This is a genomic window from Cobetia sp. Ld8, assembly GCF_045066615.1.
Lineage (GTDB): Bacteria > Pseudomonadota > Gammaproteobacteria > Pseudomonadales > Halomonadaceae > Cobetia > Cobetia amphilecti.
In genome coordinates this window covers 154,046-171,469 of sequence record NZ_JBISHF010000008.1, presented here as the reverse complement: position 1 = coordinate 171,469, position 17,424 = coordinate 154,046, and the positions used below count along the sequence as shown (strand labels likewise).

18 protein-coding genes are annotated in these 17,424 nt (G+C 62.9%); 12 read left to right on the top strand and 6 right to left on the bottom strand.

Annotated features, from left to right (window positions below; all coding sequences use genetic code 11):
* Positions 1–47: 47 nt before the first annotated feature.
* Complete coding sequence (locus ACJJV2_RS11685) at positions 48–2,036, bottom strand: cation:proton antiporter (protein WP_082388800.1); 1,989 nt, start codon at positions 2,034–2,036, stop codon at positions 48–50.
* 75 nt (positions 2,037–2,111) lie between these two features.
* On the opposite strand from ACJJV2_RS11685, the gene ACJJV2_RS11680 reads away from it, so the two are divergent.
* Together ACJJV2_RS11680 and ACJJV2_RS11675 are read left to right on the top strand one after the other, a co-directional pair.
* Complete coding sequence (locus ACJJV2_RS11680) at positions 2,112–2,477, top strand: YqcC family protein (RefSeq protein ID WP_054556809.1); 366 nt, start codon at positions 2,112–2,114, stop codon at positions 2,475–2,477.
* Between the two features lie 117 nt (positions 2,478–2,594).
* On the top strand, positions 2,595–3,095 hold the full coding sequence (locus ACJJV2_RS11675; RefSeq protein WP_131431605.1) for a gamma-glutamylcyclotransferase family protein: 501 nt from the start codon (positions 2,595–2,597) through the stop codon (positions 3,093–3,095).
* Positions 3,096–3,230: 135 nt separating this feature from the next.
* On the opposite strand, the gene brnQ is transcribed toward ACJJV2_RS11675, so the two are convergent.
* Both brnQ and ACJJV2_RS11665 read right to left on the bottom strand, forming a co-directional pair.
* Positions 3,231–4,571, bottom strand: coding sequence for a branched-chain amino acid transport system II carrier protein (gene brnQ, locus ACJJV2_RS11670; protein WP_197738709.1), 1,341 nt, complete (start codon positions 4,569–4,571; stop codon positions 3,231–3,233).
* 269 nt (positions 4,572–4,840) lie between these two features.
* Positions 4,841–6,142, bottom strand: a complete 1,302-nt coding sequence (locus ACJJV2_RS11665; RefSeq protein WP_405281021.1) for a DUF1853 family protein — start codon at positions 6,140–6,142, stop codon at positions 4,841–4,843.
* Positions 6,143–7,421: 1,279 nt separating this feature from the next.
* Here ACJJV2_RS11665 and ACJJV2_RS11660 point away from each other — a divergent pair.
* The 8 genes from ACJJV2_RS11660 (at position 7,422) to ACJJV2_RS11625 (ending at position 12,084) form a co-directional block, all read left to right on the top strand.
* Complete coding sequence (locus ACJJV2_RS11660) at positions 7,422–7,763, top strand: hypothetical protein (protein WP_107335218.1); 342 nt, start codon at positions 7,422–7,424, stop codon at positions 7,761–7,763.
* Positions 7,764–7,849: 86 nt separating this feature from the next.
* Positions 7,850–8,182: a hypothetical protein gene (locus tag ACJJV2_RS11655; RefSeq protein WP_215824132.1), complete on the top strand. Its 333-nt coding sequence runs from the start codon at positions 7,850–7,852 to the stop codon at positions 8,180–8,182.
* Between the two features lie 90 nt (positions 8,183–8,272).
* Positions 8,273–8,605 carry a hypothetical protein gene (locus ACJJV2_RS11650; RefSeq protein WP_043335408.1) on the top strand — a complete coding sequence of 111 codons (333 nt, stop codon included), beginning with the start codon at positions 8,273–8,275 and terminating at the stop codon, positions 8,603–8,605.
* A 115-nt stretch (positions 8,606–8,720) separates the two neighbouring features.
* Positions 8,721–9,053, top strand: coding sequence for a hypothetical protein (locus ACJJV2_RS11645; RefSeq protein ID WP_215824133.1), 333 nt, complete (start codon positions 8,721–8,723; stop codon positions 9,051–9,053).
* 520 nt (positions 9,054–9,573) lie between these two features.
* Positions 9,574–9,840, top strand: coding sequence for a hypothetical protein (locus ACJJV2_RS11640; protein ID WP_213113905.1), 267 nt, complete (start codon positions 9,574–9,576; stop codon positions 9,838–9,840).
* Positions 9,841–10,114: 274 nt separating this feature from the next.
* Entirely contained in the window at positions 10,115–10,354 is a 240-nt protein-coding gene (locus tag ACJJV2_RS11635; protein WP_153635374.1) for a hypothetical protein, read from the top strand.
* Between the two features lie 73 nt (positions 10,355–10,427).
* Positions 10,428–11,189, top strand: a complete 762-nt coding sequence (locus ACJJV2_RS11630; protein WP_405281014.1) for a haloacid dehalogenase type II — start codon at positions 10,428–10,430, stop codon at positions 11,187–11,189.
* 211 nt (positions 11,190–11,400) lie between these two features.
* A complete protein-coding gene (locus tag ACJJV2_RS11625) occupies positions 11,401–12,084 on the top strand; it encodes an alpha/beta hydrolase (protein ID WP_131431615.1) in 684 nt (227 codons plus the stop codon).
* Positions 12,085–12,196: 112 nt separating this feature from the next.
* Here ACJJV2_RS11625 and ACJJV2_RS11620 read toward each other — a convergent pair whose 3' ends face one another.
* Complete coding sequence (locus ACJJV2_RS11620; RefSeq protein ID WP_405281010.1) at positions 12,197–12,763, bottom strand: DUF6314 family protein; 567 nt, start codon at positions 12,761–12,763, stop codon at positions 12,197–12,199.
* On the opposite strand from ACJJV2_RS11620, the gene ACJJV2_RS11615 reads away from it, so the two are divergent.
* A complete protein-coding gene (locus tag ACJJV2_RS11615) occupies positions 12,762–13,637 on the top strand; it encodes a DMT family transporter (RefSeq protein ID WP_405281007.1) in 876 nt (291 codons plus the stop codon). The two genes, ACJJV2_RS11620 and ACJJV2_RS11615, sit on opposite strands and share 2 nt — an antisense overlap.
* Positions 13,638–13,676: 39 nt before the next feature.
* On the opposite strand, the gene ACJJV2_RS11610 is transcribed toward ACJJV2_RS11615, so the two are convergent.
* Positions 13,677–15,371 carry a PLP-dependent aminotransferase family protein gene (locus tag ACJJV2_RS11610; RefSeq protein ID WP_405281005.1) on the bottom strand — a complete coding sequence of 565 codons (1,695 nt, stop codon included), beginning with the start codon at positions 15,369–15,371 and terminating at the stop codon, positions 13,677–13,679.
* 156 nt (positions 15,372–15,527) lie between these two features.
* Here ACJJV2_RS11610 and ACJJV2_RS11605 point away from each other — a divergent pair, with 156 nt between their 5' ends.
* Complete coding sequence (locus ACJJV2_RS11605) at positions 15,528–16,538, top strand: DMT family transporter (protein WP_405281003.1); 1,011 nt, start codon at positions 15,528–15,530, stop codon at positions 16,536–16,538.
* 131 nt (positions 16,539–16,669) lie between these two features.
* Here ACJJV2_RS11605 and ACJJV2_RS11600 read toward each other — a convergent pair whose 3' ends face one another.
* Entirely contained in the window at positions 16,670–17,419 is a 750-nt protein-coding gene (locus ACJJV2_RS11600; RefSeq protein WP_405281000.1) for an OmpW/AlkL family protein, read from the bottom strand.
* Positions 17,420–17,424: the final 5 nt, after the last annotated feature.

The following is a 17,424-nucleotide window of genomic DNA, read 5'->3' as shown; positions in this document are numbered from 1 at the left end:
GACAGCAGGCGGTGGAGTCTTGGGTATCGCCTGCCGCTCAAGGCCTTTCAGCCGGTCAGCAGGCGGGTTTCCGCCTCTTCAATATGATCAGCCAGTCCCGATAATACCAGTGTATCGCCACACGCCAGCGTCAGGTCGCCGGTGGGTTCTTCCAGGTTCTCGCCACTGGCGCGCACCACGCGTGAGACGAGAATGCCGCACACTTCCGGCAGGGCGATGTCGTCCAGTCGCCGGCCACAGGCCCAGGCATCGGCGGTCAGCGTCAGCGGATGTCGTCGCAGCAGCGGGTTGCCGCGTTTGTCGGTCAGCTGGGACTGCTGACCATGAAAATAGCCATGCAGCATGCTGTAGCGCGCTTCGCGTGCATTCTGGATCGAGCGCGCCACGCGTCGGAAGGGCACCTCGAGATTGACCAGCACATGCGAGACCAGCATCAGCGAGCCCTCGAGCACCTCGGGAATCACCTCGGTGGCCCCGGCGGCCTTGTAGGTCTCGAGGTCCGCGTCATCCTGGGTGCGCACCAGCACCTTGAGGTTCTCGAGTTCCAGCGGCTGGATGGCGCGCAGAATGGCCAGCGCATGCGAGAGCTGATTGACGGTGATCACCACCTGACGGGCGCGCTCGATACCGAGCGCGCGCAGGATTTCCAGACGCTGCGCATCACCAAACACCACCGGCTCGCCGGCGCTGGCGGCCTCGTGGACGCGGATGGGGTCGGCATCGATGGCGATCCACTCAAGTTTCTCCTGAGTGAGAAATCGCCCCACCGTCTGGCCGACACGCCCGAAGCCGCACACGATGACATGGCCACTGAGCGGGGCGGTGGCGGCGCTCAGCTCCGCGGTGGTGTGCGGGTTCTCCTGGGTGGGCGTGGTGGAGCGACACAGGCGGCGCGTCAGCTGCTGGTTGTGGCGAATCAGGCTCGGCGTGACCACCAGCGAGCCGATGATGATCGCCACCACCAGGCCCACGGTCTCGTTGTCCATCAGGCGTTGCTGACTGGCCAGGGCCAGCAGCGCGAAGCCGAATTCGCCACCCTGGGACAGCACCAGGCCAGTGCGCAGCGCGCTGTCCAGCGGGCGGCCGGAGAGGCGCGCCAGTCCGGTGATCAGCAGTGCCTTGGTCGCCAGCAGGCAGGCCACGCCGATGACGACCCAATACCACTGGGCCAGCAACACCTGCGGGTCCAGCAGCATGCCCACCGAGACGAAGAACAGCCCCAGCAGGATGTCGCGGAAGGGCCGGATATCGGCCTCGATCTGATGGCGGAAATGGCTCTCGCCGAGCATCATCCCGGCCAGGAAGGCGCCCAGCGCCATCGACAGATGCAGGCTGTGGGTCAGCCAGGCGGAGAACAGCGCCACCAGCAGCACGGTGAGCACGAACAGCTCTTCCGAGCGCGCGCGAGAGATTTCCTGGAACACGAACGGCAGCACCCACTTGCCGATCATCAGCATCACCGCCACCAGCCCCAGCCCCTTGATGAGCATCAGGCCCAGGTCACTGAGCAGCTGGCTGCCATCACCGGCCATGGCCGGAATCAGGATCAGGAACAGCAGGGCGGCGAGATCCTGGAACAGCAGCACGCCCACGGCGGCGTGGCCGTGGGGGCTGTCCAGTTCATTCCAGCGCGCCAGTTCCCGCGTGACGATGGCGGTGGAGGAAAGCCCCAGCGCGCCGGCCGCGACCAGTGCCGCCGCCGGTGACAGGCCAAGCGCCGAGCCCAGTGCCCAGAACAGGCCACTGCATACCGCCACCTGACAGGCACCCAGCCCGAATACCGTGGTCTTGAGCGCGCGCATGCGCGGCACCGAGAATTCGAGGCCGAGCGAGAAGAGCAGAAACACCAGCCCGAATTCCGACAGGAAGGCGAGTTCTTCCGGGCGACCGATCCAGCCCGCCAGATGAGGGCCGACCAGAAAGCCGACCGCCAGATAGGCCAGCACCGGCGGCAGATGCAGGCGGCGGAACAGCGCCGCGGCCACTACCGAGGCTCCCAGCAGTATCATCACATCATTGAACAGCGTGTCTGCCATGCGGCCTCCTGGCCTTCCGTGAGCATCATCGGGATAATAGCGTGAACGAACCATGCATGATTTGACGGAGGTCGCATGAATCCGACTGAACAACCCCAGGACGGCGAAATCGCCGGCAATCCCTACGACGAGCTGCGCGCGCTGCTGGCACGTCTGGAAGCGACCATGAAGGCAGCAGACCTGTGGCGCATGGACACGCCATCCCCGCAGGCCTTCATGAGTGTGGAGCCATTCTGTGTCGATCGCATGGACATGGGCCAGTGGCTGCGCTTCGTGTTCATCGCCCGTCTGCAAGCGCTGTGCGATGCCCGTGCGCCGTTCCCCGCCAAGTGTGAAGTGGCGCCGGCCATCGAGGCCTGGTTGAAGGATGCCCGCCCCGAGCGCCGCGTGGCGATGACGGAAGTGATTCGTGAGATCGACACGCTGATCACGACGCACTGATTGCCGGGCAGGCATCTCACCTCGCACCGAGCCTTCTCTACCCGACACCTCCCACTGTGCCCCTATGCAGGCGTGATGCCCTCGCATTGCGCCTCGAGACAACTGTCAGGAGCTTGCATGGCCTATTACTTCGCCTACGGCAGCAACATGAATCCGGCGCGTGTCGTGGCACGCATCGGCGAGACGCGACGGGCCGTGCATGGTTGGCTGCAAGAGCATCGCCTGAGTTTCGACAAGGCCTCTCGGGTCGATGGTATCGCGCATGCCAACGTACAGCCTGCGCCGGGCGAGCGCGTCGAAGGCGTGCTGTACGAGCTGCTCGAGGCCGAGCAGATCACGCTGATGGACCCCTTCGAAGGCCGCCCGCATGAATATGAGCGTTTCCTTCATCCCATCGTCACCCGTGAAGGCGTGATCGACGCCTGGGTGTATGTAGCGCTGCCCGAGCGCACCGCCGAGGGCCTCAAGCCGGCGCGCGAATACCTGGAGCACCTGCTTGGCGGGCGTGACTTCCTGACGCCGGATTACTTCACGGCGCTGAGCGGCGTCGAGGCCGTGCATGCGCTGGATGACGCCACCCTGGCTCAGCTGGGCCTGTCGCGTACTACGCCGCGCTGACGGTCGCCTGACAGCGTACGGGTGCCTGTCATCTGTTTTCGGTCAGCTATCGTGTGGCAACAAAAAGCCCGCCTCTCGTTGGAGAGGCGGGCTTTCGTGTTTCTGGTCACGCTGCGCGACTGATTGGCGTGAGCCTCAGTCCTGCGCGGCCAGTGCCGGGTCCAGGTTCGTCTGGTCACGACGGCTGGCCAGCATGCCGATGATCAGCCCCGCCAGCGCCGGCGCCAGCCAGCCCAGATTCATCGAGGCCAGCGGCAGCAGCGGCTCGATGCGGTGCGAGATGGCCATCAGCGAGTCGATGCCACTGGCTTCGAAGCCATCCAGCAGGCTGACCAGCAGCGTCAGGCCCAGGGTCCAGGCGAACACGCGCGGCGCATCGTGCAGGCGCGGACGCAGGTAGGACAGCAGCGTCAGTACCAGCACCAGCGGATAAAGCGTCACCAGTACCGGAATCGAGACGCTGATCAGGGTCGAGAGGCCCAGATTGGCGATCAACGCCGAGGCCACGGCCATCACGATCACCAGCAGGCGGTAGGGCACGCTCGGCAGCAGGCGGTGGAAGAACTCGCCGCAGGAGGTCAACAGGCCCACCGCGGTGGTCAGGCAAGCCAGGGTGATGACCAGCGCCAGGATCAGCTTGCCGGCATCGCCGAACAGTGCCTCGACGTAGACCGGGATCAGTTCGCCCTTGGCCGCTTCGCTGACCAGTGCATGGCTGGTGGCGCCCATGTAGGTCAGCGGCAGGTAGACGGCGGCCAGACAGATGGCGGCGATGGCGCCGGCCCACAGGGTGTAGCGGGTCACGTCAGCGGTCGCGGTGATGCCGCGTGCCTTGATCGCCGAGACGATCAGGATGCCGAACACCATCGAGGCCAGCGCATCCATGGTCAGGTAGCCCTGCTGGAAGCCGGTCATGAACGGCGCCTCGGCCCACTCGGGGCTCACCGGCCCCAGCGGCCCCTGCGGGTCGATGATGGTGAACAGCGCGATCAGCGCCAGCAGCGCGATCAGCAGCGGCGTCAGCCACTTGCCGACCACATCCATCAACTTGCCCGGGCTCAGCGCGATCAGCGTGGCGATGCCGAAGAACAGCACCGAATGCAGGGCCAGGCCGCTCTGTGCTGACATGTCGATGAAGGGACGCATGCCCATCTCGAAGGCCACGGTACCGGTGCGCGGAATCGCGAACATCGGCCCGATGGACAGGTAGATGGCGACGCCGAAGGCCGCGGCCGCCCACTTGGGCAACGGCGAGGTGATCTTGTCGAGGCCACCGCCGATCACGGCCACCGCGACGATACCGGCCAGCGGCATGCCGACACCGGTGGCCAGAAAGCCCAGTGCCGCCGGCCAGAATTCGGCACCCGCGCCCTGACCCACCTGAGGTGGGAAGATGATATTGCCTGCGCCCAGAAAGAGGGCAAAGGTCATGAAGCCCAGCGCCACGATATCGAGGCTGGAAAGTCGTGTTTTCACTATGACGTCCTACGGATTCAGCAGATGCGTTGCAGCAGGCGTCATCAGGTGACCGATGAGGTGGTCGGTCAGGCAAGAAGACGTGCCGAGAAGCCGTTGGCTAGCGACAGGGGTGGGTCACCAGCAGACCCGGGAGCAGCGGGGTAGTGTTGCGCGCGGGCCGAATGGCGAGATCAGGCTGACGGATTGTCGCCACCCTGATCTGACGCGGCGCATTATCGTTGATTTCACGTAGCAAGACAAAGCCACCAGCAAGCCACGCGACAGGCTCACTGCGCGGCAGGTGCCGAGGGCGGTAGTGGAATGAAGCTCGGCCAGTCGTCCGGCACCACGAAAATCCGCCATTGCTGGCGGGGTGAGCTGGCGGTGGTCGGCTCGCCGTCAGGCGCCGCCACGCTGCGCTCCAGCCACAGCTGGCGGGGGTGTTGATGCGTGCGCTGGCGGCTGTGCTGCTGAGCCGGCGCGTCTTGCTGAGCCGCCGTGACTTGCTGAACCGGTTCGTCCGGCTTGAGGTCGTCAGTGGCGCCAGGTGGCGCGAAGTGATCGCGCAGCCAGCGGTCCAGTTCATGCCATGGTTGCAGCGGCGCCACGGGCGGGGCGGCCAGCCAGGCAGGCTTTTCCCTGACGCAGCCCAGCAGCGGGCCGCCATGCATCGGGGAGTCCTCGAGGGTCTGACAGAAGGCAGCAAACTGACTGACCCTCATCCACCAGCCGGCCTGGCGCGCACTCTCGGGATGGCAATGGCGGGGCGGGGGCAGCCAGTCGGCGGGAGCTATATCTGGCTGCCAGGGGCGAAACAGGCAACCGGGCAATGCCAGTTGCTGGCCTGCAAGCAGCGGGGCAGGCGGATCTTCTGCCAGCGGTGAGTTCGTCTCGCTCGCGCCTGCCTGTCTGGCCAGTGCTTGTCTGGCAAGTGCCTGGCGGATCGTCTGCTGCCCGCGCTCGGTATAGGCCAGGGGCAATTGATGCTCAAGGCTGCGCTGATACTTGATGGCGAGGCTGTCGGCGCCGCCGGGGCCTATCCAGCGTGCTGGGCTGTCGGCCGCTTCAGGACCTTCGGGCAGGCCGAGATAGAACTTGATCGCGACCTCCAGGTGCGTGGGCGCCGTGTCCTGCGCCGCCAAGTAGAGCATGTCCAGCTCGCCCAGCGTGATCTTGCCCTGGGAAATCCTGAGGTTGTTGACCAGCAGGCGACTGCCGGGCGCGTGTGCCAGCACGAATTGCCAGAGCAGCTCGTGGTAGTGGCCCAGGCGATAGTGGCGGCGCTCATTCACGGCAGCCTCGAGCGCGTAGGGCGCCTGCTCCAGCGTCATCAGCCAGTGGTGGCGGACGCGGTCATCCTTTAGCCCGAGTGCCGCCAGGGACGGGCGCGGGTAACGCGCAAGCTGCAATAGGTCCGGGGCACTCAGAAGCCAGGCGATATCCCTGACGCGCGGGTGACTGTAGCGCGCGCAGTCGCGGCGCAGGTCGCAGCCGGTCGCACAGGGGGAGTCGGCCCATTGGGCAAAAGGGGGCGCTGACTCGGCTGCACCGGGCGATGCATGGGACGGGGCTTCGGGCTCGATAGGCATGACGCCAGTGTATCCCACGTCGGATGACGGTCGATAATGCGTGGCACCGTTCGGGGCTGTCCCTGTGCTGAACCGAGCCGAGTGCTGTTTGCCGGTCGTGGTGACCTGCTGCTGCTCCTTTCCTCCCTCTATCTACTCCCTTCTCCTTTCCCTTCCTCCACTCCCACTCTCTGCTCCCCCTGTCTGCCCCCTCTGTCTTTTCGCTCCTTTTCCTCACTTGCCACTCTTGTCCGACCCTTTACGCCAGTCTTGCGCTGCTCACGCGACACTTTCTCGCCGCTTTCTTGACGCTCTTCCAACACGTTCTGCTGTCCGCCGACGGAAATGCGACGGCCGTCCCCAGGCTGTCATCATTTTGACATCGTTGCGTGGGTCGCCTAAGCGATTGAAAACGTTGAGATTACTTCGCGTGGGTGGGTGAGGGTGCTTCAGTCCGGGTTGGAAGAGCGCTGAATTGATTCGCTGGGGGAATCAATCCTGTTCCGGCGCGGGGATATATCCCACGGCTCGCGAGGTTCACAATGCACTCCATCAACGTTGCAGCAAATATGCAGGGCTGATGAGGCGGTATTGACCTCGAGCTCTTGGTTGTCGAGCGACATGAATCTTCTCGACATCAGTGGGCAAGGCGTCACCGACTGACAGTGTGAGGGGCAGGAACCACGCCCTGAACAATCGGTCAATGAATATTCGTAAAGATTGATGTGCACAATTTCTTGCTGTTGGACGCTGTTTTCAGGCGTCTTAGCCAAAGCAAAAAGAAAAATACGCATTTTCTTGTTTTTGTGGCATCCAGTTCTGTTGTGGCGACGTATAACTCATCAGCACAGCAAGACACCCCCTGCAGCGTGCAGCATGTTCGACCAAGGTGGTGGGCGAGACACTGTCTTCCTCAACCAAAGTCGATAGTGATCTGCCAGGCCGAAGCGCCGCTCAAGGGGATGGGCAGCACGCAAACAAGGAATTCTCGCACTCTCCATGTTGTACAAGTCTTTTTCAGAACCACTGCAATAGCTTTATGGGTGATGAGAGGGGTAGGAGGGTCAAGCACTGGGGAAGGCCGTTCGTTTCCAGTGACGTTGCTCAAAGAGAAACAGTGAGCTTCCAGTTGCACGGCTAGTTTGAACGCAGAATAACCATTAGTCTGTTAATCATCGAAATGCAGCACGCACCACAGACAGTGAAGGCCAGGACCCGGACAGGGGTCAGCAAACCAATTCTTCACTGACTGACAACGACTCAAAGCGGAAGCATCCGCACCAGGACCAGGAGATACACCATGAAAAACATTTCCCTCAAGACTCTGATTGCTACCGTCGCCATCGCCACTGCCAGCACCTCCGTGTTCGCAGCCGACGATAGCCCTGCCGCCGTGCGCGTCCAGAACGCCATCAGCAGCCAGCAGATCATGGGCCAGACTCAGCCGGCTGCCACCAGCCAGCAGAGTTTCTCCGAAACGGGCATGAGCGTTGCTGCCGGTCGCGTTGAGCAGGCGCTCAATGCTGACCACATCCGCGGCGTCGATACCGCTGCCGTGTCCCAGGCCAACGCCACCGTCAATGATCAGGGCAAGAGCGTCGCCGCTAGCCGCGTTCAGCAGCACATCAGCGACAACGCCTGAAGCCGGGTAGGTCACGCTGACAACTCGGTGACCCCCGAACATCGCCTCACCTGACATTCGACCTTGCCCATTTCTGGAGAATCATCATGAAAACCCTGACTTCCCTGATCGCCGCCGCTGCCATTTCCATTGCTGCCACCGGCGTTGCCACCGCTGATGAAAGTGTTGCCGATGCCCAGGTGCGTGCCGCACTGAGCGAACAGGTCATCCACGGCCAGGCGCAGCCCGCCGCGACGCAGCTGAATGCTACCGAGTCCGGCATGAGTGCCGCTGCCAACCGTGTCGAGCAGTCCCTGAACGCCGACACCATCAAGGGTGAACAGACGCACGCCGTCTCCCGCGGCCAGAGCCTGAGCAACGACAACGGCAAGAGTGTCGCGGCATCACGCTTTGAAGATGCGCTGAACGACAACGCCTGAGTCTGCAGGTCCTGATTCATGACCCCAGGACCACAGCAGCACTGATCTCCCTTTTATCTATTCGCTATTCACCTTTTTTGGAGTCATCTCATGAAAACCCTCAATGCCCTTATCGCCGCCGTTGCCCTGTCCGTGACCGCCACTGGCGTCGCCAATGCCGATAGCGTTGCCGACCAGCAGGTTCGCGCCAACATCAGCGAATCCGTGATCCACGGTCAGGCCCAGCAGGCAGCCACTCAGCAGCAGGCCATCACCGATGCAGGCAAGAGCGTTGCGGCCAGCCGTGTCGAGCAGGCGCTGAACAGCCAGACCATCAAGGGCCAGCAGGCGCAGGTCACTCGCGACACCCAGCAGTTCGTCAATGATTCCGGCAAGAGCGTTGCCGCGTCACGTGTCGAGCATGCCCTGAACGACAACGCCTGATGCGTCGCGCCGTCACGCTGACGGCAGCGAACAAGGACTCTGCTTGCGACCTGGCTGACCTTTTTGACCCAGTTGGCCCGGTTGACCCGAACAAAGATTTCACTGGAGATATTTCATGAAAATGCTCAATACCCTCATCGCCGCCACCGCGCTTTCCGTTGCTGCCACCGGTGCTGCCTTTGCAGACAGCGTCGCTGACCTTCAGGTGCGCTCTGCGCTCAGCGAATCCAGCATCCACGGCCAGGCCCAGTCCGCCGCCGCCGAGCAAGCCACCTTTGCCGATACCGGCATGAGCGTTGCCGCGGGCCGTGTCGAAAGCTCCTTGAACGATGCTGCGATCGAAGGTCAGCGCGAGACACTGGCGTCCGACTCCCAGCAATTCGCCAACGATGCTGGCAAGAGCGTTTCCGCGACTCGCGTCCAGCATGCTCTGAGCGAAAGCGTCTGAGCCAGATTGTCTGATTCAGGTTGTCTGAGCCCCGCTCTGATTCGTGACCACGCATAGCAGCAACTGACTCAAGTGTCCCCGCAGCAAGTGTCGTCATGAGCAGCAGTCAGGCCTGAACAGAAGTAGCAATAGCTCGAAGTCCTAAAAGCGTGAACAAGCCAGTCGTAAAGCAGTGTCACTGACACTGATCGCCAGGTGATACCTCGTAGCGAAGTGAAACGGCAGTCTGACCCTTCCTGAAATGGCCGGTATCTGTCGGGAGTCATCCCGCGCAGCGACGCCCCGTGCCTCATACGATGTCGTAGAAGGGCCCCGCCATGGGCAAGCCTGAACAGCGCGCCATCGTAAGCCGCATCCTTGTGGGTAGTGCTTGTTGATGGTCTTTGATAATTGTTCATGTGGGTGATGTCAGGTATCAACTCTGATAGATAACCCGCCTGGATATACGCAGTACATGAAGTGATCAATGATGTGTCACTTCATGGCAACTCGATAGTGAAAATGAACGGAGGATAGAAAGATGATCAAGTCATTCATGACTCACGGCCTGGCAGCGTTTGCCCTCGCCACCAGCGGTCTGGCCAGTGCCGATATCAGCACTGATGACAGCAGAAATGCGCGTTTCAATAGCGCTCAATCTCACGGCATCCACAGCGAAGTGCGTGATTATCAGAAGAGCGAAAAGCGCTACGCCGCAAATCCTGACATTCTGATCACCAGCCGTGGCAATGTGTTTGCCGATAGTGATGTGCATGGTGCAGTCGATATCGACGCCGATCATCGCTGAGTTTTCGATGCTGACGGTTCACATGACACGCTTCACATGACTTCATGCCACAAGTTGTCATTGCGAAACAATTGAAGCGCTGTGATTTGATTGCCGCTGCTTGAATCACCGCGCAGCGACGATCGAAAGCGTAGGCACTGATGCGCAAGCCAGTGACTACCGGAATTCAGGGAGAGCGAAAGGAAATATCCCAGACGTAGAGACACTTGGATAGTGAGCAGAACGCTTGAGCAAGGGCTTTGGGACCCTCCACCATCCCCTCTAGAACGACCTGGTGGCAAAACCCTTTCTCAAACGCTTTCCTGTCCTGGGTGTCGCTGTCCCGACATTCATTGCCCGCCATCATGGCGGGTTTTTTTATGCCCGGATTCCAGAAGGGCACAGCAAGTGGCTGGTCGACTCTGTGTATGGCACCTTGCTTGATGCCCGCAATATTCTGAGGGTTTTCCAGATGATTCGTAAGGATTCATCGGCAGTTCACTGTGTGGATGTCATGATGCATCACGGTGATTAAACGTTGTTGATTGCCGGCCTGCATGTCGGATATCCCGAGGCAGGATGCCATGATATCAATCAAGTGGAGGCCCATGATGGTGCGCGGAAAACTCAAGAAAGTGGCAGGTTCATTGGTGTTGGGCGTTGGTTTGATGTCAGGGAGTGTGATGGCGGGTGATGTCGTCGAAAAGCCCAAGGTGCTGATCTTCGATGTCAATGAAACGCTGCTGGATCTTGCCTCGATGCGCAGTTCCGTCGGCGAGGCACTGGGGGGAAGAGATGACCTGCTGCCCCTGTGGTTCTCGACCATGCTGCATTATTCTCTGGTGTCTACCGTGACCCGGGATTACCACGATTTCGGGCAGATCGGTGTCGCTTCGTTGCGGGTGGTCGCGCAGAACAACGGTGTCGAACTGACGGATGAGCAGGCGAAGAAGGCCATCATCACCCCGTTGCTGACACTCCCGCCTCACCCTGATGTCAAGGAAGGTCTGGCCAGGCTAAAGGCTGAAGGCTACAAGATCGTCAGCCTGACCAACTCGTCCAACAAGGGCGTTCAGGCGCAGTTAGAAAACGCGGGATTGCTGCCGTATTTCGATGCGCGCTACAGCATTGAGGATATCCAGATCTACAAGCCGGACCTGCGTTCCTATGAATGGGTGCTGGACAAGCTTGATGTCGAACCCGAGGAAGCCATGATGGTCGCGGCACATGGCTGGGATGTCGCGGGCGCCAAGGAGGCGGGCTTGCAGACCACGTTCATCGCCCGCCCGGGCAAGGCCCTGTTCCCGCTGTCAAAGAAGCCCGATCATGTCGTGAAGGATGTGAACGAACTGGCCGACATTCTGCAATAGCACCAGAACCCTTGATTGACAGAATCCTTGATCGACGGGTGCTGAAGATATCCTGTCATCATGGCGTTTATGGCATTGGTGAGGCTGGCGGGCGTCGAGTGACAGGGCAATTTGCCTGTTCATGGTGAGATTGCCAGCCTCAGCGCATGGCAGATGACGGCGTCAATGGTAGGCTGGGCGGCATTCCCCTTCTTACCGACCGGAGCTGAATATGAGTGACGCATCACAGCAGCATGGCCACCGTGCCCCTCAGATCATCGAGCCGAGCGCCCAGGCGGATGCCTGCGTGATCTGGCTGCACGGCCTGGGTGCTGACGGCAGTGATTTCGTGCCCGTGGTGCCTGCGTTGGGTCTGCCTGAGAATCACGGCGTGCGTTTCGTCTTTCCGCATGCACAGGAGCTGGCCGTGACCGTCAATGGCGGCATGCGCATGCCGGCCTGGTACGACATTCTCGAGATGAATCTCGGGCGGCGTGTCGATGAGGTGCAGCTGCGTGAATCCGCAGCCTACGTGCATGCCTTGATCGAGGAGCAGATCGCCCAGGGCATCGCCAGTGAGCGCATCATTCTGGCCGGCTTCTCCCAGGGCGGCGCGGTGGTCTATGAGGCGGCGTTGAGCTGCGAGCGCCCGCTGGGCGGCTTGCTGGCGCTCTCGACCTATTTCGCGACCAGCGCGACCATCGCGCCGAGCGCCGCCAATCAGGGCCTGGCCATCAGTGTCCATCACGGTACCCACGACGATATCGTGCCGCTGGCACTGGGTGAGGCGGGCGCCGAGAGTGCGCGTGCGCTGGGTCATCCGCTGGAATGGCAGACCTGGCCGATGGCGCACGCCGTGTGTCTCGAGGAAATCGAGGCGATCGGTGAGTGGTTCAAGGCGCGTCTGCTGGCCTGATCGGCCGCTAGGCAAAAACGCCGCTGACGGATCACTCCGTCAGCGGCGTTTTCATGTGCTGCCAGCGGTTCCGTCATGCGCCATCAGCCCTCATGTCAGATGCTGGTCGCGCTCAGCAGCGATAGCGGTAGGTGAGGTGTTCATCCTTGCGCGGGCCGGTGATGCGCCAGTCGAGATCAAAGCCCAGGGCATTGCCCGCCTCATCGCGCACGATGACCAGCGTGGCGGCGTAGAGGTCATCGATGCACAGATGCGCTTCACGACTGACGAAGTGGTCTTCGCCTCGAGCGCTGTCGGCCACCAGGTCGAACAGGAAGACGGCGGCATCGCGGCCACGACGTTCATGACTGAGCGACAGCGCCTCACCATCCGCGGCCAGCTGCCAGCGATAGCGGTTGTGGAAGTTGACGCTGGATGACTGGCCCTCGAGCTGGAACTGGCCCTGCTCGAGAAATACCACGCTCTCCGCCTCTTGCTGAGTCGCTTGCCGTGCCCCGTAGTGAGGGGAGGCAGTGGCTTCGCGGGTGACCGTCACCTCGCCGCTTCCCTGGCCAGACCAGGCATTGCGCGAGGCCGGGCCGGAGCGTGACGAAAAATCCAGCCGGCGGATCTGCGCGAGCAGCGCATAGAGGGTTACAATTGGTGTCAACTTCTTCTGGCTACCGGGTTTACTCGTCATGTCCTACCTGATTGGTGTCACGGCCCTCTGGGCCTTCTCGTTTTCCCTGATCGGCGTCTATCTGTCCGGTCAGGTCGATAGCTATCTGGCCGTACTGACGCGTATCGCGCTGGCGTGCCTGATCTTCGCGCCGTTCATGCGCCCGCGGGCGATCAGTGGTCGTCTGCGCTTCCAGTTGATGGCCATCGGCGCGATCCAGCTCGGCCTGATGTACATCTTCTTCTATCGCTCCTTCCTGCTGCTGCCTGTGCCGGAAGTGCTGCTGTTCACCATCTTCACACCTATCTACATCACCTTGCTCGATGACCTGATGAACAAGCGCCTGTCGCCATTCTACCTGCTGACCGCCGCGATTGCGGTGCTGGGTGCGGCGATCATTCGCTACGACGGGGTCAGTGACGGCTTCTGGCTCGGCTTTGCGGTCGTGCAGGGCGCCAATCTGTGCTTTGCCATCGGGCAGGTGGCCTACCGTCAGGTCGCTCCGCAGCTGCCGGCGGATGTCGCCCATCGCCATGTGTTCGGCTGGTTCTATCTCGGCGCGCTGGCGCTGGTGATCGTGATGTTCCTGCTGTTCGGCAGTACCGACAAGCTGCCGTCGCAGCCGGTGCACTTCGTGGTGCTGGGCTGGCTGGGCATCGTGGCCTCGGGGCTGGGCTACTTCCTGTGGAACAAGGGCGCGACGCGGGTCGATGCCGGCACGCTGGCGATCATGAACAACGCGCTGGTGCCGGCGGGCCTGCTGGCCAATCTGCTGATCTGGAACCGCGACGCCGATCTGGCGCGTCTGGCGCTGGGTGGGGCGGTCATCGTGGCGGCATTGGTGATCAATCAGGTGTGGGCGCGCCGCCGCGAGCAGGCGCTGCGCATGGCCTGAAAGTCTGTGCCATAAGCAAATCCAGACATCGCACCTCAATCAGCCCTCGCCCTGTGCGAGGGCTTTTTGCAGGTGAGCGGTGAGGCGCGCCAGTATGTCCTGCTGGCGGGGGGCCGTGTCAGAGGGCCGTGCAGCGTTCTGCGTCACTTCCTCGCCGAGCTGGGCCGCATTCAGGCGCAGGCCGGACTGTTCGGCATTGAACAGGCTGCCGGGCAGGGTAGCGATGCCTGCATTCAGCAGCTCCTGATGCAATTGCTCAAGCTGGTGCGCCTCAAGGCTGGGCAGGCCACACCATTGCAGATAGCCGCCGCTCGGTGGCGGCAGCCAGACGCTGTCACCCAGCGCCGCGCTCAGGTGCGCACGCAGACGCTCCAGGCGGCGCGCATAGCAGCGTCGCATGCGCTGTACGTGGCGGCCGTAATCCCCGCTGGTGATCAGTTCGCTCAGGGCAGCATGCATCCATGGCATGTCGCCCATGCCATTGGCCCAGCGCGCCCGAATCATCGCCTGCAGCCCCAGTGGTGACTCCTGCTCGGGCCGTGACAGCCACAGCCAGCCGCAGCGGGTGCGGGGGTCCAGCGTCTTGGAAAATGATCCGAGACTGATCAGCGCAGGCATCGGCCTGTCGGCATGGCGGTGGGCGAGGTCGGCCAGCCACGGATGGCGGGTATCGAAGCTCAGCTCGGCAAAGGTGGTGTTCTCGACCAGCAGGATGGCGTGGCGTGCCGCCAGTGCCAACAGGCGGTGGCGATCTGGCGTGCTCAGCTGTCCGCCCAGGGGATTGTGGCCATCCGCGGTCACGATCAGGGCATCCAGCGTCAGGGTGGGCGTCTTGTCATCATGACGTTCGAGCAGTCGCTCGAGCGCCGCGACATCCAGTCCCTGGTGCGCGCGGGCAGGGATGGCGATCGCCTGATGGCCCTGGGCTTCGATGGCGGCCACGATGCCGAAATAGCCCGGCGCTTCGACGCCGACCCGGCAGCGGCCCTTGGCGGCCCGCAGCTGGCCGAGCAGCAGTGACATGCCATGCTGCGCCCCCTGACTGATCAACAGGGCGTCGCTGTCACAGGGATGACCGTGGTGGCTGAGGTGCTGGGCGATGGCAGTGCGCAGCGCGCTTGAGCCCGGCGGCAGGGCATAGGCGCTGGGATGCTGGGCATGCGCCCCGAGCTGAGTGCGCGCCAGACGATACAGGCGACGCACGGCGGGGGCGTCCAGCTCCGGGTGAGCGGCACCCAACGGCGCCAGGCGCGGATCACTGGCATTCGCCATCGCCTGCCAGGCCGGGTCACTGATGGTGAGTGTGGTGATGGCGCGCGGTCTGTGATGTGACTCCCGCTGCCCGTGTTGCGTCTCGCCGGGGTGGCGAGATGAAGCCGGCCTGGTCTGTGAGCTGGCATTCAGGTCATTCGTATCGTGAGCAGCCTGCGTCGCTGGCGCGACCCGATAGCCGGCACGCGGTTCGGCGATGATCAGGCCCGCCGCTTCCAGCTCGCCATAGGCACGAATCACGCTGTTGAGGCCGAGCCCCGACTGCGCCGCCTGCCGCCTGAGCGAAGGCAGGCGCTGTCCTGCGCTCAGTTTGCCCGTCGCCATCTGGGCCTTGAGTCGCTCGACCAACTGCTGATAGCGCGGCAGCGTCGCGGCTGTGGCGCCTGAGCTGGTGGTTGAGTTGATGGCGGGGCCGGCAAGCGAAGGGCGGCTGGCGGACGAAGCGTGCTCGGCGGATGACATGCCTGTCTGTACCCCTTGAATTGGTGATTATCTGTATCTTGTGCCCCCTTGAGGGTTCGCGGCAAGCTGAAGGCTCATGTCGTGGTCCCGTCGGTGCACGTCCTGCACCTGCCTATGGGCCGACCGCTTGTCATTTCTCTCGCTGGAGTCTGCGTGATGTGGATGCCACTTTGCTTCGTGTTTCTGTTCGCCAGCGGCTTCATCGCCGCGCGCTTCGGTACCCTGGACGCTGAGCCCTTCACCTTGCTGCTGGTGCGCAGCCTGCTGGTGCTGCCGGTGCTGGGGTTGATTCTGTGGCTGCGCCGCAAGCCGCGTCAGTGGGGCCGGCGCAACGACCGTCTGGCGCAGATGGGCATTGGCATGCTGTTGCATGGCGCCTATCTGGGCGGCGTGTTCGCGGCGGTCAAGGCGGGGCTGCCGGCGGGCCTGACGGCGCTGCTGGTCAGCCTGCATCCACTGGTGACGGCGGCCTTGTCACTGCCGTTGTTCGGCGTGCGGCTGGGGGCCAAGCAGTGGGCGGGGCTTGGCTGTGGCGCCATTGGCGTCAGTCTGGTGCTGGGGGCAGGGCTTGCCAAGGACGGCGCGGGCACCCTGGAGTGGCCGCTGATCGGGCTCGTCTGGTGCCTGGTGGCGCTGATCGGCGTGTCCAGCTCGACACTGTGGCAGAAGCGGGTCTCCGGGCGCATGGGGCTGGTCGAGGGGCTGATGTTCCAGTATCTCGGTGCGGGCGCGGTGTTCGTCGTCGCCGCGACCAGTGTCGGCAGCTTTGCCTTTGACCCCACGCCGCGTCTGCTGCTGACCATGGCCTGGCTGGTAATCGCCATCTCGGTCGGTGCCATCTGGCTGCTGATGCTGATGCTGGAGCGGGGCGAGGCCCATCAGGTCGCGCGCACCTTCTTCCTGGTGCCGCCGTGTGCCGCGCTGATGGCATGGTGGCTGTTCGACGAGCAGTGGACCGCGCTGATGGTGGCGGGCGCCGCACTGGTGGTGCTGGGACTGGTACTGGACCGCCCGCGTCCGGGCAAGGTGAGCAAGGCGCCGGCGGAGGACGCCACGCCGCCTTCGCCTTCAACTCCCTCAACGCCCTCAGCGCCCTCAACCTCAACAGCTTCAGCAACTTCCAAGGCTTCGGCAACGACGAACAGTGGGCAAGCCGCCTCGCGCTGAGGCGTGCCGAGCGCACAACTCACAACGCACAGCGCACACAGTACCAAGCGCAACGCCCCGCCGGCCCGAGATGGGTTGGCGGGGCGTTGTCGTTTCTGGCCAGTCAGAAGCGCTAGCCAGGAAGTGGCTGATCAGAAGCGGTAGCTGATCCCGGCCATGGTCACGATGGGGTCGATCTCGACCTTGTCGTTGATGCTGCCCGCTACGGTGACATCGGAATCGATATCCAGATACCAGGCGGCGACGTTGGCCGCCCAGTGCTCGTTGATCACCAGATCGACGCCGATCTGTGCGGCCGCGCCCCAGCTGTCATCCATCTCGAGCTTGGTGCCATCGTCGAGGGTTTCGTCGGAGAAGTGGGTGTAATTGACGCCTGCGCCGATGTACGGCTGGATGCGCGATTCACGTCCGCCAAGCGGGTAGTACTGCAGTGTCAGGGTCGGCGGCAGGTGATCGACGGAACCGGCTTTCTGACCATTGAGCGAGATGTCGTGGTCGAAGTCCTGCGCCGCCAGCAGCTCGATACCGAAGGTGTCGGTGAAGCGATAACCGAGAGTGAAGGCAAAGGCGCTGTCATCATCGACATCCACGTCGGCGCCGATGGCATCGATGCGACCGTTGTCACTCTTCGGCGAGACCTTGGCAACACCCGCTCGCGTCCAGAACTGCCCGGCGCCGTAGTTGAGAGAGCTGAGAGAGTTGCGAGAGCTGTGAGAGCTGGCATTCAGCGAGTCGGCGGCCATGGCCGGTGCGGCGCCGAGAGTCGCGAGGCTGGTGAGGCCTGCCAGTGCCAGAAGCTGCCACGGGCGTGCTGCAGAGCGCGGGCTACGCGAAGTCAGGTGCGCGGGGAGGGAGGCTGAGCGAGTGACGACGTCGGACATGATGG